Origin of the sequence: Parvularcula oceani (assembly GCF_000733125.1) — a bacterium.
GTDB lineage: Bacteria > Pseudomonadota > Alphaproteobacteria > Caulobacterales > Parvularculaceae > Parvularcula > Parvularcula oceani.
Map to the genome: position 1 here is coordinate 147,531 of NZ_JPHU01000003.1, position 22,530 is coordinate 170,060.

General features: G+C 67.3%; 18 protein-coding genes. 8 read left to right on the forward strand and 10 right to left on the reverse strand.

Annotated elements, in window-relative coordinates; genetic code table 11:
* Nucleotides 1–83 precede the first annotated feature (83 nt).
* The gene (locus tag IE88_RS0104925) at nucleotides 84–1,337 is read right to left on the reverse strand and encodes an N-acetylmuramoyl-L-alanine amidase family protein (protein WP_051881523.1); all 1,254 of its coding nucleotides are present in this window, start codon (nucleotides 1,335–1,337) and stop codon (nucleotides 84–86) included.
* A gap of 517 nt (nucleotides 1,338–1,854) precedes the next feature.
* On the opposite strand from IE88_RS0104925, the gene IE88_RS18825 reads away from it, so the two are divergent.
* From IE88_RS18825 to IE88_RS16310, 3 genes are all read left to right on the forward strand, one after another.
* Nucleotides 1,855–4,926 (forward strand): Rne/Rng family ribonuclease, encoded by a 3,072-nt coding sequence (locus IE88_RS18825; protein WP_031551025.1) that lies wholly within the window; start codon nucleotides 1,855–1,857, stop codon nucleotides 4,924–4,926.
* A gap of 118 nt (nucleotides 4,927–5,044) precedes the next feature.
* Nucleotides 5,045–6,406, forward strand: a complete 1,362-nt coding sequence (locus IE88_RS0104935; RefSeq protein WP_036766617.1) for a M48 family metalloprotease — start codon at nucleotides 5,045–5,047, stop codon at nucleotides 6,404–6,406.
* Between the two features lie 13 nt (nucleotides 6,407–6,419).
* On the forward strand, nucleotides 6,420–7,190 hold the full coding sequence (locus tag IE88_RS16310; RefSeq protein WP_051881525.1) for a DsbA family protein: 771 nt from the start codon (nucleotides 6,420–6,422) through the stop codon (nucleotides 7,188–7,190).
* A gap of 73 nt (nucleotides 7,191–7,263) precedes the next feature.
* Here the strand turns inward: IE88_RS16310 and IE88_RS0104945 are convergent, their stop codons facing one another.
* Nucleotides 7,264–9,267, reverse strand: coding sequence for an alpha/beta hydrolase family protein (locus tag IE88_RS0104945; protein WP_031551036.1), 2,004 nt, complete (start codon nucleotides 9,265–9,267; stop codon nucleotides 7,264–7,266).
* Nucleotides 9,268–9,623: 356 nt separating this feature from the next.
* Between IE88_RS0104945 and IE88_RS0104950 the strand changes: the two genes are divergently transcribed.
* A complete protein-coding gene (locus tag IE88_RS0104950) occupies nucleotides 9,624–12,629 on the forward strand; it encodes a TonB-dependent receptor domain-containing protein (protein WP_031551037.1) in 3,006 nt (1,001 codons plus the stop codon).
* A gap of 105 nt (nucleotides 12,630–12,734) precedes the next feature.
* Here the strand turns inward: IE88_RS0104950 and IE88_RS0104955 are convergent, their stop codons facing one another.
* Together IE88_RS0104955 and thiS are read right to left on the reverse strand one after the other, a co-directional pair.
* The gene (locus tag IE88_RS0104955) at nucleotides 12,735–13,520 is read right to left on the reverse strand and encodes a thiazole synthase (protein ID WP_031551040.1); all 786 of its coding nucleotides are present in this window, start codon (nucleotides 13,518–13,520) and stop codon (nucleotides 12,735–12,737) included.
* Entirely contained in the window at nucleotides 13,520–13,720 is a 201-nt protein-coding gene (gene thiS, locus IE88_RS0104960) for a sulfur carrier protein ThiS (protein WP_031551043.1), read from the reverse strand. The genes IE88_RS0104955 and thiS overlap by 1 nt, the downstream gene beginning before the upstream one ends.
* Before the next feature lie 113 nt (nucleotides 13,721–13,833).
* On the opposite strand from thiS, the gene aroQ reads away from it, so the two are divergent.
* From aroQ to pgsA, 4 genes are read left to right on the forward strand one after another with little or no spacing between them, the layout of a single operon-like run.
* Complete coding sequence (gene aroQ, locus IE88_RS0104965) at nucleotides 13,834–14,283, forward strand: type II 3-dehydroquinate dehydratase (RefSeq protein ID WP_031551046.1); 450 nt, start codon at nucleotides 13,834–13,836, stop codon at nucleotides 14,281–14,283.
* 11 nt (nucleotides 14,284–14,294) lie between these two features.
* Nucleotides 14,295–14,762, forward strand: coding sequence for an acetyl-CoA carboxylase biotin carboxyl carrier protein (accB, locus tag IE88_RS0104970; RefSeq protein WP_031551048.1), 468 nt, complete (start codon nucleotides 14,295–14,297; stop codon nucleotides 14,760–14,762).
* 4 nt (nucleotides 14,763–14,766) lie between these two features.
* Nucleotides 14,767–16,113 carry an acetyl-CoA carboxylase biotin carboxylase subunit gene (gene accC, locus IE88_RS0104975; protein WP_031551050.1) on the forward strand — a complete coding sequence of 449 codons (1,347 nt, stop codon included), beginning with the start codon at nucleotides 14,767–14,769 and terminating at the stop codon, nucleotides 16,111–16,113.
* The gene (gene pgsA / locus IE88_RS0104980; protein ID WP_031551053.1) at nucleotides 16,110–16,649 is read left to right on the forward strand and encodes a CDP-diacylglycerol--glycerol-3-phosphate 3-phosphatidyltransferase; all 540 of its coding nucleotides are present in this window, start codon (nucleotides 16,110–16,112) and stop codon (nucleotides 16,647–16,649) included. The genes accC and pgsA overlap by 4 nt, the downstream gene beginning before the upstream one ends.
* Here pgsA and IE88_RS0104985 read toward each other — a convergent pair.
* The 6 genes from IE88_RS0104985 to murC are packed head-to-tail and all read right to left on the reverse strand — an operon-like array spanning nucleotide 16,630 to nucleotide 22,490.
* Nucleotides 16,630–17,244: a nitroreductase family protein gene (locus tag IE88_RS0104985; protein WP_051881527.1), complete on the reverse strand. Its 615-nt coding sequence runs from the start codon at nucleotides 17,242–17,244 to the stop codon at nucleotides 16,630–16,632. The genes pgsA and IE88_RS0104985 overlap by 20 nt on opposite strands.
* Nucleotides 17,245–17,280: 36 nt before the next feature.
* Nucleotides 17,281–18,351: a cell division protein FtsA gene (locus IE88_RS16315; protein WP_162178299.1), complete on the reverse strand. Its 1,071-nt coding sequence runs from the start codon at nucleotides 18,349–18,351 to the stop codon at nucleotides 17,281–17,283.
* A gap of 2 nt (nucleotides 18,352–18,353) precedes the next feature.
* Nucleotides 18,354–19,253 carry a cell division protein FtsQ/DivIB gene (locus IE88_RS0104995; protein ID WP_031551059.1) on the reverse strand — a complete coding sequence of 300 codons (900 nt, stop codon included), beginning with the start codon at nucleotides 19,251–19,253 and terminating at the stop codon, nucleotides 18,354–18,356.
* On the reverse strand, nucleotides 19,241–20,176 hold the full coding sequence (locus tag IE88_RS0105000) for a D-alanine--D-alanine ligase (protein WP_031551062.1): 936 nt from the start codon (nucleotides 20,174–20,176) through the stop codon (nucleotides 19,241–19,243). Before IE88_RS0105000 ends, IE88_RS0104995 begins: the two co-directional genes overlap by 13 nt.
* Nucleotides 20,173–21,057 (reverse strand): UDP-N-acetylmuramate dehydrogenase, encoded by an 885-nt coding sequence (murB, locus tag IE88_RS0105005; RefSeq protein WP_031551064.1) that lies wholly within the window; start codon nucleotides 21,055–21,057, stop codon nucleotides 20,173–20,175. The genes IE88_RS0105000 and murB overlap by 4 nt, the downstream gene beginning before the upstream one ends.
* A complete protein-coding gene (gene murC, locus IE88_RS0105010) occupies nucleotides 21,054–22,490 on the reverse strand; it encodes a UDP-N-acetylmuramate--L-alanine ligase (protein ID WP_202900429.1) in 1,437 nt (478 codons plus the stop codon). The genes murB and murC overlap by 4 nt, the downstream gene beginning before the upstream one ends.
* Nucleotides 22,491–22,530: the final 40 nt, after the last annotated feature.

Sequence of the window (22,530 nt, forward strand, 5' to 3'; positions counted from 1 at the left end):
TCACGTCTTCAGGAGGATATCGCAGCCCTACCCCCGAAAGGACAATGCCTCGTTCTCTTACAAAGGTGGCAGCAAAGGGGCGTTCAGCCGCCCGCCGGGCCCGTGGCGGTGCGGGTCGCCATGCGCGCGCCGAAATAATCGTCGATTCCGTCGGCGACCGCCGTCATCGCCGTGCGCCGCCAGCGGGCCGAACGCAGATTCGCCTCGTCCTCCGGGTTCGAGATGAAGGCCATCTCGAAGAGGACCGCCGGCACGTCGGGCGCCAGCAGGACTTTCAGTCCCGCCTTGCGGTGCGTGTTGTTGATCATGGGCACCGTGCCCTGCAGCTCGTCGATCAGCGCGGCGGCGAGGCGTCCGGATTCGTTCTGCGTCGTGGAATTGGCGAGATCGAACAGGATCGCGCCGACATCCTGCTCGTCCTCGCTCAGCGCGACGTCGTAGAGATGGAAGTCGCCGGACCGCTTGATCTCCCGCGCCATGCGCGCCGAGCGCTTCTCGGACAGGGTATAGACCGAGGCCCCGCGAAGGTCCGGATCGTCATGCGCGTCGGCATGGAGCGACAAGAAGAGGTCCGCGCGCCGGCGCCGGGCCAGCTCGATCCGCTCCTCGTGATCGACATAGCTGTCATCCTCGCGGGTCAGCACGACCTCATAGCCCCGCGCCGTCAGGATCGTGGACAGCGCCTTCGCCGCCTCCAGCGTGGCGACCTCTTCGGGATGCCCGCTCGCGCCGGAGGCGCCCGGATCGTGGCCGCCATGGCCCGGATCGATGACGATGACCTTGGCGTCGCGGGCCGAGAGGGCGATCGCGGGCGGTTGCCGCTCCGGCTTCAGGGTCGGGCTCGGGGCCAGCTCCGCCTCGGCCGCGGCCAGGCGCTGGGCGATGGGTCCGTCCGAATGCGCTTCGGGAACCGCCTTGGCGAAGACCGAAGGCTCGACACCCTCGAGGTCGATGACGAGGCGGTAATGCGCGACATCGCCCGCGGGCGGCAGCACGAAGCTGCGCACGGGCAGGGCCGGCTCGTCCAGCGTCAGCACGGCGCCGCCATCGGTCGCGCGATAGCGCGTGACCACGCCGACGCCCTCGCCCTCGGCGACGGCGAAGGTGGCGCCGTGGATGGCGACGGCGATGTGCTCGCCTACGCGCGCTTCGACGGCGAAGGCCGGACGGGCATCCATGTCGAAGACGATTCGCGTCTGCCCCTTGGCGTCGACGCCAAGGCGGACCGCCTCGACATGCGGCTCCGTCGCCGCCTCCTCCGCGAAGGCGAGAACGCCCCACAGGGAAAAGACCAGCACCGGCCAGAACGCCGCAGCCCGTCGCCATGTCAGTGCCATCGCGTCACCACCCTCCCGCCGTCACCGCTTCGCATCCTGATGGCAAAGCGGGCGCGGTTTGACCAGCCAATGCTGCCCGCCCGGCCGTTAACGACGCGTTAACCTTGCACCGAGGCGGTTGCGGGGCGAAAGGGGAAAAGCGGACAGACCGCGAGCATCGCTTGTCGCGCCCGCCGCTTTCCTGCACAGTGCACCGGCCGGAGCGCGATATTCGCCTCCTGCCGCGCCGGAGGCTTCCCCGGCCGGCCCTTCGCCCAGCGGCGCTCCCGTAGCGCATTGCTGCCAGGCGGGGCGAAAGGAAGCGGCAATTCGGGAGCGGTCCGCTCCCACCTCATCATCCCCCTTGGGGGCATCGCCCCTCAGGGGCTGTTTGGAACCGAAGCTATGGCGCCTGCCGCCCTCACTCTCACCGCCGCCACCGCCGCAGGCTCCGCCTGCCGCCGGGTCAGCGCGCGCGTGGGGGCCGGCACCGAGCTTCCTTCGCCCGGCGCGACAGCGCGCCGGGGAGCGAGAATTCATGTCAAAGAAGATGCTGATCGATGCCAGCCACCCGGAAGAGACCCGTGTGTCGGTTCTCTCCGGCGGCAAGGTCGAGGACTTCGACTTCGAGTCGCTGTCGCGCAAGCCGCTTAGAGGCAATATCTACCTGGCCCGCATCACGCGGGTCGAACCCTCCCTCCAGGCCGCCTTCGTCGAATATGGCGGCAACCGCCACGGCTTCCTGGCCTTCAACGAGATCCATCCGGACTACTACCAGATTCCCGTCTCCGACCGCGAGGTCCTGCGCAAGGCCGAGGCGCTGGAAGCGGAACTCGCCGAGGCGCTCGCGGCGCTGGCCGGCGACGAGAATGACGAGGTCGATCTCGACGAGGACGATGACGGCCTGCGCGCCGTAGAGGACGACGTTCCCGAAGAGGACGACGCCGGCGACGAAGAGCCCGACGAGGAAGAAGAGGAAGAAGAGCGCGAGACGCCGCCCGAAGAGGGCGAGCGCCGCGACGATGCGGAGCGCCCGGCCGATTACGCCGGAGAGGACTCCGCGGAGGATGCCGGCTGGCACGCCATCGAGGAAGACGAGATCGCGAGCCTTCCCGAAGAGGAGGCCGAGCACACTCCCGGCGAGGACACCGAATCCGCTTCGAGCGCCGCACTGCGCACCGACGAGGCGACGAGCACCGCGCAGGCCGCCGCCGAGACGGCCGAGGACGGCGATGCGCCCGAGGCGCAGGCCAAGGGGTCCGGCGAGACCGGCGCAGAGGCCGCCGAGACGGCCCGGAACGACGCTCAGGACGCCGCTCAGGCCCGCAGCGCGGCGGACGATGACGAAAGCGGCGACAGCGAGGACGGGGACGAATCCCAGAGCAAGCCGCGCCGCCGCCGGCGCCGCGGCGGCCGCGGTCGCGGCAAGAAGGCCGAGGCCGGCGCCGGGGACGGCGAAGCCGCCGAAGACCGCAAGGACGAGGACACGTCTTCGGACGATGACGCGGAGACCGCCTCGAAAGCCAAGTCCGAACCCCGGACCGACGCGAAGGCCGACACGAAGACCGAGGATCCCCGGGCCAAGGAGATCGCCGAGCTCGAACGGCGCTATGAGGATGCCAAGCGCGACCGCGCGCGGCTGCTGCGCAATTACCGCATCCAGGAAGTGATCAAGCGCCGCCAGATCATGCTGGTCCAGGCGGTCAAGGAAGAGCGCGGAAACAAGGGCGCGGCGCTCACCACCTATCTCAGCCTGGCGGGGCGCTATGGCGTCCTCATGCCGAACACGGCGCGCGGCGGCGGCGTCAGCCGCAAGATTTCCAACGCCTCCGATCGCAAGCGCCTTCGCAAGGCGATGAGCGAGATGGACATCCCGACCGGGATGGGCCTCATCATCCGGACCGCCGGCGCCAAGCGCACCAAGGCCGAGATCAAGCGCGATTACGACTACCTCTCGCGCCTGTGGGAGACGATCCGCGACAAGACCCTGAAATCGGTCGCGCCCTGCCTGATCTACGAAGAGGCGAGCCTCATCAAGCGCGCCATTCGCGACCTCTACGACAAGGACACGGACGCGGTCCTGGTCCAGGGCGAGGAGGGCTATCGCGAGGCGAAGGACTTCATGAAAATGCTCATGCCGTCCCACGCCAAGAACGTGCAGCCCTATCGCGACGAGGTGCCGCTCTTCCTGAAATATCACGTCGAGCAGCAGCTCGACGAAATGTACCAGCCCACGGTCAAGCTGAAATCGGGCGGCTATCTCGTCATCCAGCAGACCGAGGCGCTGGTCTCGATCGACGTGAACTCGGGCAAGGCCACCAAGGAGCGCAATGTCGAGGCGACGGCGCTCAAGACCAATCTCGAGGCCGCCGCAGAGGTGGCGCGCCAGTGCCGCCTGCGCGACCTCGCCGGTCTCGTCGTGATCGACTTCATCGACATGGAGGAGAACAAGAACAACCGCGCGGTCGAGAAGAAGCTCAAGGACGCGATGAAGACCGACCGGGCGCGGATCCAGCTCGGCTCGATCTCGAATTTTGGCCTGCTCGAATTCTCCCGTCAGCGGCGCCGCTCCGGCATCGTCGACGGGACGACACGCCAATGCCCGCTCTGCGAAGGCTCAGGCGCGATCCGGTCTGTCGAGATGGCGGCGCTGCGCATCCTGCGCTCGGTCGAGGAAGAGGCGATCAAGGGCAAGGCCGGCGTGATCGCGGTCGACACGTCGATGGATGTCGCGCTCTACATCCTCAACCAGAAGCGCGACTGGCTGAACCGGATCGAGGCCACTTACGGCCTGTCGGTCGAGGTGACGGGCGACGCGCACAAGAACGGCGACCAGTACGACATCTCCAGCCGCGGCGAGCCGCAGGCGCCCCAATCCCTCCGCCAGGCGCAGCGGGAGGAACTGGTCACGCTCGATGACGAGGAGCGGGAGCCCGAGGGCCGCAAGACCGAGACCCGCAAGGCCGAGGATCGCAAGGCCGAGGATCGCAAGGAGGCCGCTCCCCAGGCGGACGAGGCCGACCGCGAGGAGCGGACCGAGAAGAAAGCGTCCGACGACGAGGACGAGCAGAAGCCGCGCAAGCGCCGCCGCCGCGGCCGCCGGGGCGGCCGGCGCAACCGGCGCTCGGATGAAGGCGACAACGAAGAGGTGAACGCCGCCTCCGGTGACGGGAAAAACGAGGACGAGTCCGCCAAGGCGAAGGAAAAGCCTGCCAAGACCGCCGACACGCCTTCAGAGGCGAAACCGCCGAAAGCCGCCGAGGCGACCGATGGCGAAGCCGAGGCCACGGCGCAGAGCTATCGGGACGTGAATCCGCAGGAAGCGGCTCCCGCAGCGCCCCAGGAGGAAGAGGCGGCTTCTCCGAAGACGCCGGCCGAAGCGGCCGAAGCCTCCGGATCCGGCGAGGAGAAGACGGATGCGGAGCCCGCTCCCGCGTCTCCCATGCCGACGCTCGCGCCCGAGGGCGAGGCGAAGCCCGCAGAACCGGCAGAGGCCGCCGAACCCGCCGAGCCCGCTTCTCGGGATGCCGCGGACACGCCGCAGCCCGAAGAGGCCAAGCCCGAAGGGCCCAAGCGCGGCGGATGGTGGCAGCGGGCGCTCGGCCGCTGACCTCACGCCGCCTGTCCGGAGGAGGCGCCCCCTCCTCCGGCCTTGCCCGATCGTCACGCCCGCGCCACGCTGAGCGATGCTAGGGACCATCGGAAGTGACGGAGGAGCGCGCGCGATCATGGCCACACGCGGTTGGAAAGCTCTCGCCTGGGCGATGGCGGCGGCCTGTTTCGCCCTCGCCCAGGCGCAGGCCCAGATGTTGCTGCGGGATGCCGAGATCGAGCAGTGGCTGCGCGATTACGCCGAGCCGCTCATGGATGTCGCGGGCGTCCCGGCCGAAGGGATCGACATCCTCCTGATCGGCGATCCGTCGGTCAACGCTTTCGCCGGTCCCGGCATCATGGGCATGCACACCGGCACGATCACCACCGCCGACACGCCGAACGAGGTCGAGGGCGTGCTGGCGCACGAGGTCGGCCACCTCGCCGGCGCACACGCCGTCAGGGGACAGGAGGCGATGGCCAAGGCCTCCCGCCCCGCCATGCTGAGCCTCGTCCTCGGCGCCGCCCTCATCGCGGCGGGCGCGCCGCCCGAGGCAGGCATGGCCGCGGCCGGCCTCGGCCAGTCCGTCGGCATCGGCAACTACCTCGCCTACAGCCAGGGGCAGGAATCGGCGGCCGACCAGGCCGGCGCCGGCTATCTCGAGGCCGTCGGCAGCTCCGGCGAAGGCCTCGTGACCTTTTTCGGCAAGCTGCAGAACCGCCAGCTCCTGACCTCCCGCCGCATCGACCCCTACATGCAGACGCACCCGCTCGCGACGCGACGCATGGCGATGCTCCGCGACCGCGTGGCGGCGATGGAGCATTACGGGGAGGAGGACAGCCCGGAGGAGATCGAGCGCCTCAGAATGATCCAGGCCAAGATCAACGGCTTCATGCAGGGCCCGCAGACGACGCTGCGGCGCTATCCCCTGCGCGATCAATCCGCCCCTGCCCGCTATGCGCGGGCCGTCGCCTATTACCGCGCCTCCGACCTCGAAAAGGCGCAACGCGAGATCGACCGGCTGATCGAGGAAGAGCCTGACAACCCCTTCTTCCAGGAGCTCAAGGGCCAGATGCTGTTCGAGCATGGCCGCGTCGCCGAGGCGGTCGCCCCGCACCGCCAATCCGTCGCTCTCGGCCCGCAATACGCGCTTCTCAAGATCAACCTCGCCCGCGCGCTCGTCGCGACCGAGAAGCCGGAGGCCGTGCAGGAGGCGATCGGCCTTCTCAACGTCGCGCTCGAAATGGAGCCGGACAATGCCTTCGGCTGGACCGAGCTTGCGCGCGCCCATGCCCGCCAGGGGCGGACGGACCTCGCCAGCCTCGCCCAGGCCGAAGCCGATTTCGCGCGCGGCGACCTGCCCTCGGCTCACCGCTTCGCCACCCGGGCGAGAGACGATCTGGAGGCTGGAACTCCCGAACATCAACAGGCGCTCGACATTCTGAACGCGAGCGAAGACGCAGCCCGCAAGGCGCGCCGCCACGGTCGCCGCGGCTGACAGGAGACTCCCGATGAAACGTTTCGCCCTGGCCGCCGTCGCGGCCGCGCCTCTCGCTGCGGCCTTCGCCCTGATGCCCTCGACCGGCCAGGAGGAACAGGGCCTGAGCCGGGCCGAGATCGAGGCGGTCATCCGCGACTACATCCTCGCCAATCCGGAGGTCATCCTCGAATCGGTCGGCAATTATCAGGCCGACGAGCAGCGGACGGCCGCGCTCATCGCCGAGGAGGCGGCGCGCCGCCACCTGCCGACGCTGATCTCCGGCGAGGCCGGGCATGCCATGGGCGCATCCCCCGCCGAGGCGGACGTCGTCGTCGTCGAGTTCTTCGACTATCATTGCGGCTTCTGCCGCAGGGCGGCGGATTACGTTCTCGGCCTCACCGGTGAGGACGGCGTCCGGGTGGTCTTCCAGGATCTGCCGATCCTGCGCGAGGAGAGCCGCACCGCCGCGCTCGCCGGGCTCGCGGCAGCGGATGCCGGCCGCTATGAAGAGATGCACCGTGCGCTGATGAACACCGCCGGCACCCTAGACCGCGACCGGCTGAAGAAAGTCGCCCGCCGGGCCGGAGCCGGAAACAGCGTCGAAGCGGCCCTCGATGACCGGGCCATGAGGGCGCAACTGGCCGGAAAAATCGAGCTGTCTACGGAAATCGCCGCGGACCTCGGCATCCAGGGCACGCCGGCCTTCATCGTCGCTTCGCCCGACGGGAAACGGATCCGTCTCGTCCCCGGCTACGACCCCGAAGCGGTAACTGAAGCGATCGAAACGGTTCGCGCACGCTGATTGTCCCGCGCATCGAGTGCCGGCGCTTTACACATCCCGAGAGAGGCGCCCGGCCGCAGCCGGGCGCCTTTCCTCATTTCATCTCGCAGTCATCCGCAAGGAAGCCCTCAATCGCCGCAAGAGTCTCCTCGTGCTGCTCGGGCCACCACGGAAGGCTGTGCGGCATGTCGTCGACCACGAGCAGTTCCGCGTCCACTCTGTCCTTCACGCGATCATAAAAGTCCTTCGCGTGGAAGAGCGGTACACGGACATCGCGATCCCCGTGATAGATGAGGATCGGGATGTTGGCCTTGTCCGCGTTTTCGAGCGGGTCCATGCCGCGCACGGTCCGCCCTTGGAGGATGCGCTGAAGCCTGTTGTCGCTCCAGCCCCGGCCAATCCGCTCGAGGTTGGAGACGCCCGCTCCGGCAATCGCGCAGCGGAAGGGGCCGTCCTCCCGAACCGTCGCCGCCATGGCCGCGAAGCCGCCATAGGAATAGCCGAAGATGGCGATCCGATCCGGATCGGCGATGCCCTGCTCGACGAGCCATTGCGCCCCGTCATCCTTGTCGTCCTGCATGGCGAGGCCCCATTGGGCATCTCCGGCCAGCCAGAGATCCCGGCCCCAGCCCGTGCTGCCGCGATATTGCGGCTGCAGCACCGCATAGCCGCGCGTTGCCAGGAATTGCGGCCATCCTGTGCCGTCCCAGCCCGCCGTGTCGCGCGCCCAAGGACCGCCATGGGGCAGGACCACCGCCGGAAGCGGCGTATCGCTACCGGGCTCAAAGCCTTTGGGCAACGTCAGGAAGCCGGGAATTTCCTGCCCGTCGCGTGCCGTATAGTAGACGAGGTCCGTCTTCCGCAGATCCTCCGTCTCAATCCAGGGCCGTTCATTGCCGAGCGTCTGCACCGCCTTGCGGTCGATGAGCAGGTGATAACCCGGCGGGTTGGCGGAACTCGAGGTCTCGAAGAGGATTTTGGAGAGATCGTCGGTGTAGTCGATCACGCCGACATTCTGCCCAGGGAAGGCGGCTTCCACACCAGCCATCATGCTGTCCCATTCCGGATCGACCCAATAAGTCTTTCCGGTGTCAGCCATGTAGCGGAAGCCGAGGAGCTTTCCGAAATCGGCTTCTCGGCGGCTGAGCACGACACCGGAGGCCTCGAACTTGTCGAGGGCGAAGAGGGCCTCGTCGCTGAAGCTGCGGGCGACCGGATCGTAGAAGTAGACGTCGGCCGTGTCCGAGAACTTGTCGGTCACGACGTAGTAGTTGCCGCTCTGCTCGTCGCGTCCGACGACGGAGACGGTGTAGCGGTCGCGCGCGCTTGAGGTGAGCGGGTCGTGAACGTTGAATTCTCCGGTCGCGTCGTCGCGGATGAGCACCTGGAACTGGTAGTCGCCGTTCGCGGGCTCGGTCCGCGCCTTGACCAGGAGCTCGCCGGTCCGCGGATCGAAGAGGTCAGCCGCCTCGCCGCCGCCGGAGCGGTAGATGAGTTCCTCGGCCCCCGATTTGAGATTGACCCGCACATATTCCGTGACGAAGTTCGCCTGGTTCACGCGCTGCACGATCACGTCGTTCGGATCGAGCGGAAGGTCCTGATAGAGCGAGGCCGTCCCCGCCAACTCGAAGCAGCGCTCCGTCGCTTCGCTCACGCCGCGCGTCTTCCGGCTCTTGGTGAACGCCTCGTCGAAGTCGTCCATCTCCTTGTCGGTCATGTAGAGCTTGGTGAGGAAGGTCGCCGTCGAGCCGACGGACTTGCCCTCGCCGCATCCTCTCAGAGCACCGGTCCATGCCTGCCGGCCGCCGACGAAGAGTTTGTCCGCCTTGAGCGCCTGGGCATAGAAGAAGCGCATCCGGTCGTTCGACGGCGTGACGGTCGGCGGGCCGCCCTCTTCGAGGTCCCAGACCGTCAGCGCCAGCTCCGAGCCCTCGTCGCCGGGCGGCGTGATCAGCCCGACCAGATAGGAGCCGTCGGCCGACATGGTGACGCTGGTGATCGCCGGCTCGCGCGCCAGATCCTCGATAGGCAGAGGCTCCGCGACCGCTGTGGCGGCCATGGCCCCGACCATCGCCGTCAGGCATGCCTTGAATTTCATAATCGTTCTTTCCCGTTCTGCCGGAACGAGCCGCTGCGAATTCCATCCGGAACTGAGCGGCTTGTTCCCCCGCCAGCGCTTAGAAGACAGCCATAGAGGCGCTCTGGCAAGCGGCAGATCCGTGCTTGCGCAAGATCGGCCTGTTCGTTTGCGGTGGTGGATGGAGGTTGCGGCTGGAAGTGTAGCAGGAGCGTCACACTACGCTCCAGACTACGGGCGAATCATCCTGATTTGGAACGAACGCCTTGCCGTGACATCACGGAAAGTGTCACCTTCGTGACGGGCCTGCAATACAAACTGGCATTCGATGGGCTTGCGGGAGCCATTCCGGCTCCCGCAATGATTAAGGGTAGAACATGCAACTTCAACGACGGAGCCGCCGCGCTCTGCTCCTCGCGAGCGCGGCCAGCGTCTATGCACTTGGCGGCATCGCCTTTGCTCAAGACGAGGGCGAGAGCCCCGCAGCCGAGGCCGTTCAGGAATCGGTCCAGAACAACGACGAAACGTCCGCAGCGCCGATCCGGCAGCCGTCCGACGAGATCGTCGTCACCGGTTCGCGCCTGCGCCGGGACACCTTCACCTCGGCCTCGCCGATCGACGTCATCACCGCCGAGCAGGCGACGCTCGAAGGCCTGATCGACACGGCCTCCATCGTCCAGGGCTCCAGCGTGGCGAGTGGTTCCGTCCAGCTGAACAACCAGTTCGGCGGCTTCGTCGTCGAAGGCGGCACCGGCATCAACTCGGTCTCGCTCCGCGGCCTCGGCGCACAGCGCAGCCTCGTCCTGCTGAATGGCCGCCGGCCTGGTCCGGCCGGCGTGCGCGGCCAGGTCGGCTCCTTCGACCTGGGCGTCATTCCCGACTCGATCATCCAGCGTGTCGAGATCCTCAAGGATGGCGCATCCTCCGTCTACGGCTCGGATGCCGTCGCCGGCGTGGTCAATGTCATCACCCTCACCTCGGTCGAGCGTCCGACGATCACCGTCCAGACCAACCAGCCCTTCTCTGACGGCGGCGCGAGCTACTCGGTCGACGGCGCCTACGGCTTCAATTTCGACAATGGCAGCATCGCGCTCGCCGGTCAGTGGGAGTTGATCGAGGAGCTAGACCTCGGCGACCGCGACTACCTGTCCTGTCCGATGGACATGTACTATGACCCGGAAACCGGTCGTCAGATCGACCGTCAAAACCGCTCGGTTCTCGCGGATGACGAAAACTTCGCGAACTGCAACTCGGGCACAGTATACTTCAACACGGCAATTGTTCCCGACTTTGGTCTGGCGCCAGAAGTAGCGGCTCAATTCCTTCCCTACCAGGGTGAGCGCTTCATCCCTGCCCCTGACGGCATGACGATCGGCCCGATCTCTGGTTATCGTCCGCGCACGAATGGTCGCTATGATGACGGCGATGGCGAACCCGCGTACTACGAGGACGTGATCAACGATTATCGTGCACTCGAAGAGGATGCGATCAATCGGACAGAACGCTTTAGCCTTTACGGCGTATCGGATTTCGATCTCGATTTGCTCGGCGGCACCAAGTGGGTGGTCGAAGGCCTCTTCACCCGCCGCGAGACACAGTCCGACGGCACCCGGCAGTTCTTCCCGCTGGTCGGCGGCGCAACGTCCAGCGCCGTGTTCGGCGCCTATGGCTACGCGAATGATCCGAGCTACGACAACCCTCTGGTCGTTGCGCAGCCGATCATGATCTACCCGAGCAATTCGGAGGTGACGCTCGACTACTACTCGCTTTCTTCGGACCTGTCGGGCGAGTTCGGCGGCACGGGCTACTTCTCGGACTGGGGCTGGAACCTTACTGGCACCTACTCCCGCTCCGAAGGTGAGTATACGAACTTCAATCAGATCTTTGCTGATCAGAGCGGTGACGCACGGTATGACGACGATGCGCCTGTCTTTGACTATTTCTCGCCTGAGATCCTGAGCGGTTACTACCCGTCCAACTTCTACAGCACGCTGGGCGGCGACATCACCGGTGAGACGACCTATGAGCAATGGGTGGCCAGCGGCTATGTCAGCGGCGACCTCTTTGAATTGCCCGCGGGCGACGTGCTGCTGGCTCTGGGTGCGGAGTATCGGGACTTCTCGATCGACGACCAGCCGGACGAGCAGGCTCAGGCAGGCAACCTCTGGGGCTTCTCCTCTGCACAGGTTACGAAAGGTTCGGACAGTGTCGCTGAGGCTTACGGCGAGATCGAGGTTCCGATCCTGCGTGGCATGCCGGGCATCGAGGAACTGACCTTTAACGGATCCGCACGTGCATTCGACTATGATTCAACCGGCAGCGATGCGATCTGGAAGGCCGGCGTCAACTGGCAGGTGATCCCGCAGGTTCGTGTCCGTGGCACGATTGGCACGTCCTACCGGGCGCCGGCGCTCTATGAGCTGTTCCTCGGCAACCAGACTTCGTTCCTCAGCCAGATCGCGATCGATCCCTGCATCGACTACGGCGAGAGCAGCGATGAAGATCTGGTCCGGAACTGTTCGGCGATCGGAATCGAGCCGGATTATGCCGGCGGCGCATCTTCGGCGACCATCACCTCCGGCGGTGGAGAAGGCGTGCTCGTTCCGGAAACCTCGGAAGCACGGACCTTCGGAGTTATCTTGACTCCTGAGATCTTGCCGCTGAGCCTTGCGGTGGATTACTTCGAGATCGAAGTGAACGACCAGATCGACCAGCTCGGTGCCGCTTCGATTCTGTCGGGGTGCTACGGTGGTGACAATTTCCCGAACGCCTTCTGTGATCTTATCGTCCGCGGAACTGACACTGATGAGTTCGCGATCGATACGGTCAACGACAGCTTCGTGAACATCAATACGCAGGAAACCCGCGGCATCGACGCCACGCTGCGTTACGAACAGGACTTTGACTTCGGCACGATCCTCGTCGAAAGCCAAGCGACCTGGACTCTGGAAGATACCTACCAGCTGTTCAGCGCAGCTGAAGAATCAGGCTTCGAGACAGAAGACTTCAACTCGACGATCGGCGATCCGGATGTCGTCTCCAACGGCCGTGCTCAGCTGCAGCGCGGCGACTGGACCTTCACCTGGTTCTACGACTTTGTCGGCCACACCTCGAACGAGATCTTCGATCCTCGCGAGACGACCTATTTCGGCGCAGACGCGATCCGGAAGAACGAAACCGAGGCGGTCTGGTATCACGACGCCTCCGTCCGGTGGCGCGGTGAGAACAACACCATCACGGCCGGTGTGACTAACCTCTTTGACGAAGAGCCGCCGGTGGTATCCGCGGACATCACCAGCCGCCGGGGCAATGTTCCGGTCTTTGGTTCACAGTACGACCTGCGCGGCCGGACCGCGTTCATCCGGTTCACGCAAGACTTCTAAGCTCTCACCGAGCCTGGAAACGGAAAAGGCGGGCCTCGGCCCGCCTTTTTCTTTGCTTGAAAAAAGAGACAGAAGCCGCTTCCGAAAGAGCAGCTTCTTCTCTGTTCAGATCAGGCCCGCCAGCGGGCTCGACGGGTCGGCATAGCGCCGCCTGGGCATCCGGCCCGCAAGATAGGCCTGCCGTCCCGCGATCACGGCATGCTTCATCGCGCTCGCCATCAGGACAGGGTCCTTCGCCTCGGCGATGGCGGTGTTCATCAGGACGGCGTCGCAGCCGAGCTCCATCGCGATGGCGGCGTCCGAGGCGGTGCCGACGCCTGCATCGACGAGGACCGGCACGCCCGCCTGCTCGACGATCAGGCGGATATTGACCCGGTTCTGGATGCCGAGGCCCGATCCGATCGGCGCGCCGAGCGGCATGATCGCGCAGGCGCCCGCCTCCTCGAGGCGCCGCGCCATGACCGGGTCGTCAGCGCAATAGACCATGACGTCGAAGCCGTCCGCGACCAGCATTTCGAGCGCGCGCAGCGTCTCGATCATGTCCGGATAGAGCGTCTTGGGGTCCGACAGGACCTCCAGCTTGACGAGGTTCCAGTCCCCCGCCTCACGCGCCAGGCGCAGCGTGCGCACGGCGTCCTCGCCGGTATAGCAGCCCGCCGTATTGGGCAGGAAGGTGAAGCGCTCGGGGCTGACATGGTCGACCAGCATGGGCTGGCTCGGATCGGTCAGGTTCACCCGGCGCACGGCTACGGTGACGATCTCCGCGCCCGCGGCCTCCGCGGCGGCGGCGTTCTGCGCGAAGCTCTCATATTTGCCGGTGCCGACGATCAGGCGGGAGGTGAAGCGCCGCCCCGCGACCGTGAAGCCTTCGTCCTGAGGGATGTCCGTCATCAGCCGCCTCCGACGAACTGGACGATCTCGATCTCGTCGCCGTCTCTGAGCGCCGTGGTGCCATAGGCCGATTTGGGCACGATCTCCCGATTGCGCTCGATCGCGATCTTGCGCGGGGGCAGGCCGAACTCCTCGAGCAGGCCCGCCACCGTCGCCTCGGTTGCGATTCGACGGCTCTCGCCGTTCACGATGATGTTCATTCTGTCGTCCTCGGATCGCGCTGCGCCTTGCTCGCAAGGGCCGGTTCAGCCTAACCGGGATGTATTGAGGCGACACCCGGCCCGCAACCGATCCTAGGCGAGAAGGCAAGACCATGCCTGCCAGAGTGGCGATCCTGAACGGCCCCAACCTCAACCTGCTCGGCGAGCGGGAGCCGGAGGTCTATGGGCGGACGACCCTCGCGCAGATCGAATCCGCCTGCCGGGCGCTGGCCGATCGCGAAGGCCTCGACCTCACCTTCGCCCAGACCAACAGCGAAGGCGGGCTGATCGACCTCGTGCAGGACGCGCGCGCCGCGGACGGCATCGTCATCAATCCCGCGGGATACACGCATACCTCCGTCGCGCTGAGGGATGCGCTGGCCGCCTGTTCTTGCCCGGTTATCGAGCTTCACCTGTCCAATCCTGCGGCAAGAGAAGAATTCCGCCATTCATCCTTTACCGCGCCGGTTGTTACGGGAATCATTGCAGGCTTCGGTGCAGATGGTTACACGATGGCGCTCCGCGCCCTTTTGGGGCTGATCAATACGAGACAAGAAGGCTGAGAGGGGACGCGATGGCCGAATCAGACAAGATCGAACGGGACCTCGACGCGATCCGGGCGCTGGCGGAGGTGCTCGACGAAACCGGGCTCAGCGAGGTCGAGATCGAACGCGGAAGCCTGCGCCTGCGGGTCAGCCGCGGCGTCTCCACCGTCAGCGCGCAGGCGCCCGCCGCCGGGCACGCCCCGGCGCAGCCCGCCCAGCAGGCGCCCGCGCCCGAAACGCCGGGTCCCGTCTCGAACGACCATCCCGGCGCCGTCCGCTCGCCCATGGTGGGCACGGCCTATCTCTCGCCCTCGCCCGGCGCCGCCCCCTTCGTCACCGTCGGGGCCACGGTCTCCCAGGGCCAGACGGTCATGATCGTCGAGGCGATGAAGACGATGAACGAGATCAAGGCGCCCTCCGCCGGCACGGTGAAGGAGATCCTGGCCCGCGACGCCGAACCGGTCGAGTTCGACGAAGTCCTGCTGATCGTCGAGTAGCGCCTTGTTCGAAAAGGTCCTCATCGCGAACCGGGGCGAGATCGCCCTCCGCATCCACCGCGCCTGCCAGGAGCTCGGCATCCAGACCGTGGCGGTGCATTCCACGGCCGATGCCAAGGCCATGCATGTCCGCCTCGCCGACGAGAGCGTCTGCATCGGCCCGCCAGCGGCCAAGGACAGCTATCTCGACATCTCGCGCATCATCGCGGCGGCCGAGATCACCGGCGCCGACGCGATCCATCCGGGCTACGGCTTCCTGTCCGAGAATGCGCGCTTCGCCGAGATCACCACGGCGCACAACATCGCCTTCATCGGCCCCTCCGCCGACCATATCCGCGTGATGGGCGACAAGATCGCCGCCAAGGACACGATGGGCAAGGCCGGCATTCCGCTGGTGCCGGGCTCCGATGGCGGCATCCGCGACGTCGAGGAAGGCCTCAAGGTCGCCCGCGAGATCGGCTATCCGGTGCTGGTCAAGGCGGCGTCGGGCGGCGGCGGGCGCGGCATGAAGCTCGCGCGGACCGAGAACGATCTCGAAGACGCGATCCTCACCGCCAAGTCCGAGGCCAAGGCGGCCTTCGGCGACGATGCGGTCTATCTCGAGAAATATCTCGAACTGCCCCGCCATATCGAGATCCAGATCGTCGCCGACAGCCACGGCAATGTCGTCCAGCTCGGCGAGCGCGACTGCTCCTTGCAGCGGCGCAACCAGAAGCTCCTCGAAGAGGCGCTGTCCCCCGTCCTCACCCCCGAACAGCGCGCCGAGATCGGCGAGATCACGCGCGCGGCCATCGAGAAGCTCGGCTATCTGGGCGTGGGCACGGTCGAATATCTGTATGAGGACGGCCGCTTCTATTTCATCGAGATGAACACCCGGATCCAGGTTGAGCATCCGATCACGGAGCAGGTGACGGATGTCGACCTCATCCGCGAGCAGATCCGCATCGCCGCCGGAGAGAAGCTGACGATCAAGCAGTCCGACGTGACCTTCAAGGGCCACGCGATCGAGTGCCGGATCAATGCCGAGGACCCTCGGACCTTCACGCCCTCTCCGGGCAAGATCACCGATTTCCATCCGCCCGGCGGCCCCGGCGTGCGGTTCGATTCGGGGGTCTATGACGGCTATCAGATCCCGCCCTATTACGACTCCATGATCGGCAAGCTCATCGTCTATGGCGACAGCCGCGAGCTCTGCCTCGCCCGCCTCAGGCGCGCCTTGCAGGAAACGGTGATCACGGGCGTGAAGACGACGGTTCCCCTGTTCGGCGCCCTGCTCGACGAGCCCGACTTCCAGAAGGGCGACTACCACATCCACTGGCTCGAAGAGTGGCTGGCGAGGGACGGGTCGTGACGCTGGCCACCTGGCTCACGCTCGGCAGGATCGTGCTGATCGTGCCCTTCGCCGCCGCGCTCCTCGCCGGTTTCGAGGTCCTGGCCGCGATCCTGTTCCTGCTGGCCGGAATCACGGACTGGTTCGACGGCTATGTCGCGCGCAAGCGGGGCGAGGTCTCGCCGCTCGGCGCAACGCTCGACCCGGTGGCCGACAAGATGCTGACCGGCGCCGCGCTCCTGCTCTTCGTGGCGACGGGCGCGGTCTTCGGCTGGCACCTCGTCCCGGCCCTCGTCATCATCCTGCGCGAAGCGCTGATCGGCGGCCTGCGCGAAGCGACGGCGGGCGAAGGCGTCAAGCTGCCGGTGACCTATCTCGCCAAGATCAAGACGACCGCGCAATTCGCCGCCTTCGTCTTTCTCTGCTTCGGGCCGGATGCCGGCATTCTGAGCGTGATCGGCCTCGTCCTTCTGTGGATCGCGGCGGCGCTGACCTTCTGGACCGGCTATCAATATACCGACAAGGCCGTCCGCGCCCTCACCCTTCCCATCGAATAAGGATATCGGCCAGCGCCGGGCGCGGCCGCTCCTTGGGGTCTTCCTGCGCCGTGCCGAGATAGATGAAGCCCGCGATCCGCTCGTTCGGGCCGAGGCCCATCTCGCGGAGGACATGCTCGTCATAGGCCGGCCAGCCGGTCAGCCACTGCCCCGCAAAACCTGCGGCCGAAGCCGCGATGAGCAGGTTCTGGCACACGGCTCCGGCCGTCAGCACCTGCTCCCATTCCGGCGTCTTGTGCTCGCGATCGACCGAAGACACCACGGCGACCACGACGGGCGCCCTCTCGAAGAGCGAGGCCTCCGCATCGAGCTTTTTCGGCGCGGCATCCGGCGCGTTGCGCTTCGCGCTCTCCCGCAGCACCTCGCCGAAGGCCGTGCGGGCCTTCCCCTCGAAGACGACGTAGCGGAAGGGCTCGATCTTCCGGTGATCGGGAACCCGCGCCGCGATTTCCAAAAGGGCGTTCAGCCGCTCGGGCGAAGGGCCGGGTTCGCCCAGGAGCTGCGCGGTCACCGAACGCCGCTTGGCGAGCAGGTCGAGGGTCTCTTCGGAAGGGTGGGCGGGCGGCAGGGGCGTACCGGGTTCGATAAGCGACATCTTCCCTATCTTAGGAGCCGAAGGCGGCGCGCCAAGTCAGAAGTTCCGGCGCAGCCAGTCCAGGAGGCGCATCCGCTTGGGCGCTTCGAGCCATGCGCTCGGACGGTCGCGATGCCCGCGCATCTCGCAGACCAGCATGGCGGCCCCCGCCAGCAGGGGATCGTTCGCAAGCGCCCCGGGCACGGCGCCTTTCGGCACGGGCCGCGCCATGCCGAACTCCGTATGGGCCAGAGCGGCCGCAGGAAGGCCGGACAGCACCGTCTGCCCCTCCTCCAGCGCGATGCCTGCCTCTGCGCAGGCGGCGACCAGCAGCTCGCTGAGTTCGGCGAGGCGTTGCTGGATCACGCGCTCCGCGTCCTCGTCCGGCCGCCCGGACAGCACGCTCTCCAGGCGGGCTTCGGCCTCGGCGGGGTCGAGGTGAAGGATCTCCGCAACGTCGTGTATCAGGTGGCGCCGCCCGATCGGCACGCGCGCGCCCGCCGCGAGCGCGCCGGCCGAGGCATGGACCGCGACGGTGCCGCCGAAGGCGACGCGCACGGCGCTTCCCTCGCCCCTGGGCAGCAGGGCCGCCGCGGCGGCCTCCTGCGCGCTGACAACGCCGGCAAGGCGGCTGCCGGCGGCGCCGATGGCGGTTTCGAAGCGGCCGAGGAGCGCGATCGGCGCGCTGAGCGCCGTCATCTCGATGCGGAGGATGCGCGCCCGCTGGCCGACCGGATCGCCGGAGACCGGCTCGCCGTCGATGAAGGTGCGCGAGGGCTGGCAGGTCAGCAGCGCCTCTGCCGGCCTGCCGACCTCGCGGCGCGCCCGGTCCAGCGCGTCCTCCAGCACCGCATGGCTTACGAGGCCCCGCACCGGCATCTCGACCTCGACCCGGCGGAACACGCTGGCGCCCGGCGGCAGCAGGACCGTGACCTCTTCGGGATCGCCCGCCTCGGCCAGGAGGCCGCGCAGGACGGGTCCGGCCGCCCTGTTCGGGCTGCCGTCAAAGGTGAGGGAGGGCACTTCCACGCATTGGAAATGCTCGATGTCGAGCTCGCGGCCGCCCTGCTGCGCGACCAGCACGCTGGTCTCGGCGCGGCCCAGCCTTACGACGGTCTGCATAGACAAATTCAGTCCTGCTTGGGCTTGTAATAGGCCCATTTGGGGTCGCGCAGGTCGATATAGTCGAGGCTTTCCGCCAGATCGCCCGTCCCCGCGCCGAGCCCCTGGAGGCGGTCGAGGGCCGCGCCGACATCGTCCTGCGGCAGCTTGGCGGTGAAGTCGTTGCGGAAGCGCAGATCGTAGCGCCTGTCGCCGACGCTGACGATGGCGGCGACCGCCGAGAGCAGCGCCGGGCGGCGGCGCAGCTCGGCGAGGATATCCATGGCGCCTGCCGGGGTGCGGGTGCCCACGATGACCGGAAGGTCCGTATGCGCATTGGACGAGACGGGCCGCAGGGAGACACCGTCGACGTCCACGAGGTGCAGTACGCCCGCCTCGTCCTGCCACAGCGCTTCGGGCTGCCGCATGGTGACGGAGACATGCACTGTGTCGGGCCAGAGCTTGGTGACGGCGGCATAGCGGACCGCGCCGATGGATTCGAGCCGCGTCCGCGCCTCTTCGGCGTCGACATGGAAGAGCGACCGGCCGATGACCGACCCCTTCTCGTCCGTCCACAGCGCCTGCATGACGTCGCGCTCGGCGAGGTCGGTTCCGCCCTTCAGGGTCACGCGCGCCACCGAGAAGCCCGCGCCCCGCACCATGGTCTCGCTGAGCGCGGAGAGGCGGTCCGGGATGTTCGAGAAATAGCCGCCCGCGAACAGCATGAAGAGCACGAGAAGCCCGAGCGCGGTGAATCCCACGGCGGCATAGGTCAGAAGGCTCGACCAGAGATTGCCGAACACGCCGTCCAGGCGTGCGCCCGTGCGTTGCAGCGCGCCGCTCTTCGCCTTTGTCTGGCGGCCGGTCTTGCGCTTCGGGCTCTGGGTCTTCCGTCTGGTCGCCGGCTTCTTCTTCGCTACCGCGGGCAAGACGCGTCCTCCACCATCCAGCGGACCAACGCGCGGAAGGTGTGGCCGCGCAGAGCGGCCTGTTCCGGTGACAGGGAGGTCGGCGTCAGCCCCGGTTGTGTATTCACTTCCAGGATGAACAGCCCGTTAACGCCCTCCGCGTCGTCCCAGCGGAAATCCGTGCGCGACAGGCCCTTGCAGCCGAGGACGCGCGCCGCCTCCGCGGCCATGCGCAGCGCCTCGGCCTCGATTTCCGAAGGGATCTCGGCGGGCAGGACATGGGTGGATCCGCCCTCCTGATATTTCGCCGTGTAGTCGTAGAAGCCCGCCGCCGGCACGATCTCGGTGACGGCGAGGGGTTCGTCGCCGAGGCAGGAGACCGTCAGCTCCCGGCCCGGAACGAAGGGCTCGACCATGGCGACGCCGCCGAACAGGCGCGCATCCATCAGGTCCGCGCGGGGCGCCGCGTCGAATTCGTTCTCGACGATATGCACGCCGAAGGAAGAGCCGTCGCCGACCGGCTTGACCACGTAAGGCGGCCGCATCGGATGGGTGCCGTCGAGGCCCGCGAGCGGCAGCACGAAGCCGTCCGGCACGCGCAGGCCGGCGCTGCGCATCATCGTCTTCGCCCTCGGCTTGTCCATGCACAGCGCCGAGGCGAGGACGCCCGAATGCGTATAGGGCAGCCCCATGATCTCGAGGAGGCCCTGCACCGTGCCGTCCTCGCCGTAAGGGCCGTGAAGGGCGAGGAAGACGACCTCCGGCCCCGCCCCGTCGAAGCTCTCGCGCAGCGTCGCGGCCAGGTCGCGGGTCACGTCGATCTCGGCCGTCTCGAACCCTTCCTCGCGCAGCGCCTTCGCCGCCGCGCGGCCGGTGATCAGGCTCACGCCGCGTTCCGTGCCCCAGCCGCCCATCAGGACGGCGATCCGCTTGGCATCCGTCATGCCGTCTCTCCTATGCGCTTGATCTCCCATTCGAGATCCACTCCCGTCTGCGCCTTCACATCCTTGCGGATGCTCTCGCCCAACTCCTCGAGATCGGCCGCGGTCGCATTTCCCGAATTAATCATGAAGTTCGCGTGAAGCTCCGACATCCGGGCGCCGCCCACCTGTCGGCCGCGGCCACCGACGGCATCGACGAGCTGCCAGGACGAGCGGTCTGTCTGGCTCGTCGGGTTCTTGAAGGTCGAGCCGCCGGTGCGCTCCCTGACCGGCTGGGTCGCCTCGCGCCGGGTCATGATCGCGTCCATCCGCTCGGTGATCGCGGCGGGGTCGCCCGGGCGGCCCTCGAACAGCGCCTCGACGAAGATGAATTCATCCGGAAGCCCGCAGGAGCGATAGGCGTAGTCGAGGTCATCCACCCCGAAAGTGTGAAGCCGCCCCTGCCGGTCGAGCGCGCTGGCTTCGACCAGGACGTCCGCCGTCTCTCCGCCATAGGCGCCCGCATTCATGCGCAGCGCGCCGCCGACCGTGCCCGGAATGCCGCGGAAGAACTCGAGCCCGGCGATCCCCGCGGCCGCCGCGCGCTTGGCGAGCTTGGCATCCACCGCCCCCGCCCCTGCGCGAAGCCGCATCCCGTCCGCCGAGACATGGCCGAAGCCCGGCCCGAGACGGATCACCGTGCCCCTCAGCCCACCGTCGCGCACGAGGAGGTTCGAGCCGACGCCGATCATCGTCAGCGGCTCTTCTTGCGGCAGCGCTGCGAGGAAGGCGGCGAGATCCTCGGTATCCTGCGGAATGAAGAGCCTGTCCGCCGGCCCGCCGACCCGGAACCATGTATAGGGGGCCAGAGCCTGCCCCTCGAGGAGGCGTCCGCGAAGCGTCACGGGAACTGCACCCCGCGGGCTTCGAGAGCCTTGGCAAGGCCGTTCGCGTGCTTGGTGATGTCCCCGGCGCCGAGGCAGATGACGAGGTCGCCCCGCTGCGCCGCCTCGCCGACCGCCTGCGCCAGCTCCTGCCAGTCGGTCAGCGCACGGACATCCCTGTGGCCGTGGGCCGCCACCCCCTCGACGAGCGCGGCCTTGTCCGCCCCGGGAAGCGGCGCCTCGCCGGCGGCGTAGACATCGCCGATCAGCACCGTGTCCGCCTCGTTGAAGCAGGCGCAGAACTCGTCGAAGAGCGAGGCGAGGCGCGAATAGCGGTGCGGCTGGACGACCGCGATCACCCGCCCCTCGGCCGCGCCGCGCGCGGCCTTGAGCGCGGCGGCGATCTCGACGGGATGATGGCCGTAATCGTCGATGATCCGCACGCCCTGATAGGTTCCGGCCTCCGAGAAGCGGCGGCCGACGCCGGCGAAGCGGGAAAAGCCCGCCTTGATCGCCTCGTCCGCGACGCCGAGCTCCCGCGCCACCACGATGGCGGCCAGCGCGTTCAGGACATTGTGCTCGCCGGGCATGGAGAGGTGGACGCCCTCGATCCGGCGCTCGCCCTCGGCCCTGTGGCGGAAGACGACGTCGAAGCGGCTGCCATCGGGCGCGACCTCCAGTTTCTCGGCGCGGACATCGGCCTGCGGATTGCGCCCATAGGTGACGAGGCGCCTGTCCGTGATGCGCCCGACCAGCGCCTGCACCTCGGGGTGGTCGAGGCAGACCACGCCGAAGCCGTAAAAGGGCGTGTTCTCGACGAAGGCGTCGAAGGCCGCGCGCAGGGAGTCGAAATCGCCGTAATGGTCGAGATGCTCGGGATCGATATTGGTGATGACCGAGACGGTCGAGGGCAGGCGGATGAAGGTGCCGTCGCTCTCATCGGCCTCGACCACCATCCAGTCGCCCTCCCCCGGCCGCGCATTCGAGCCATAGGCGTTGATCACGCCGCCATTGATGACGGTCGGATCGAGCCCGCCCGCATCGAGCATGGCGGCGACCATGGAGGTCGTAGTCGTCTTGCCATGCGTGCCGGCGACGCAGACATTCCATTTGAGGCGCATCAGCTCGGCCAGCATGTCCGCGCGCTTGACCACCGGAATGTGCCGGGCCCGCGCCGCGGCGAGCTCGGGGTTCTCCGGCGGGATCGCGGCGGACACGACGACGGCCGCAGCATCGCCGACATTGCCGGCGGCATGGCCGATCTTCACGTCGATGCCGCGTTCGCGCAGGCGCGCCACCTGCGGGCCCTCGGCGATATCGCTGCCCGAGACCTCATAGCCGAGATTGTTCATCACCCGCGCGATCCCGGACATGCCGATCCCGCCAATGCCCACGAAATGCACGCGGCCGATCGGAAAGGGCAGTCGGACCTGGATAGGAGCGGCTTCGGTCACGGATGTCTCGCTGCGGCGGCGCCTCGCCCGCTCTGGGCGT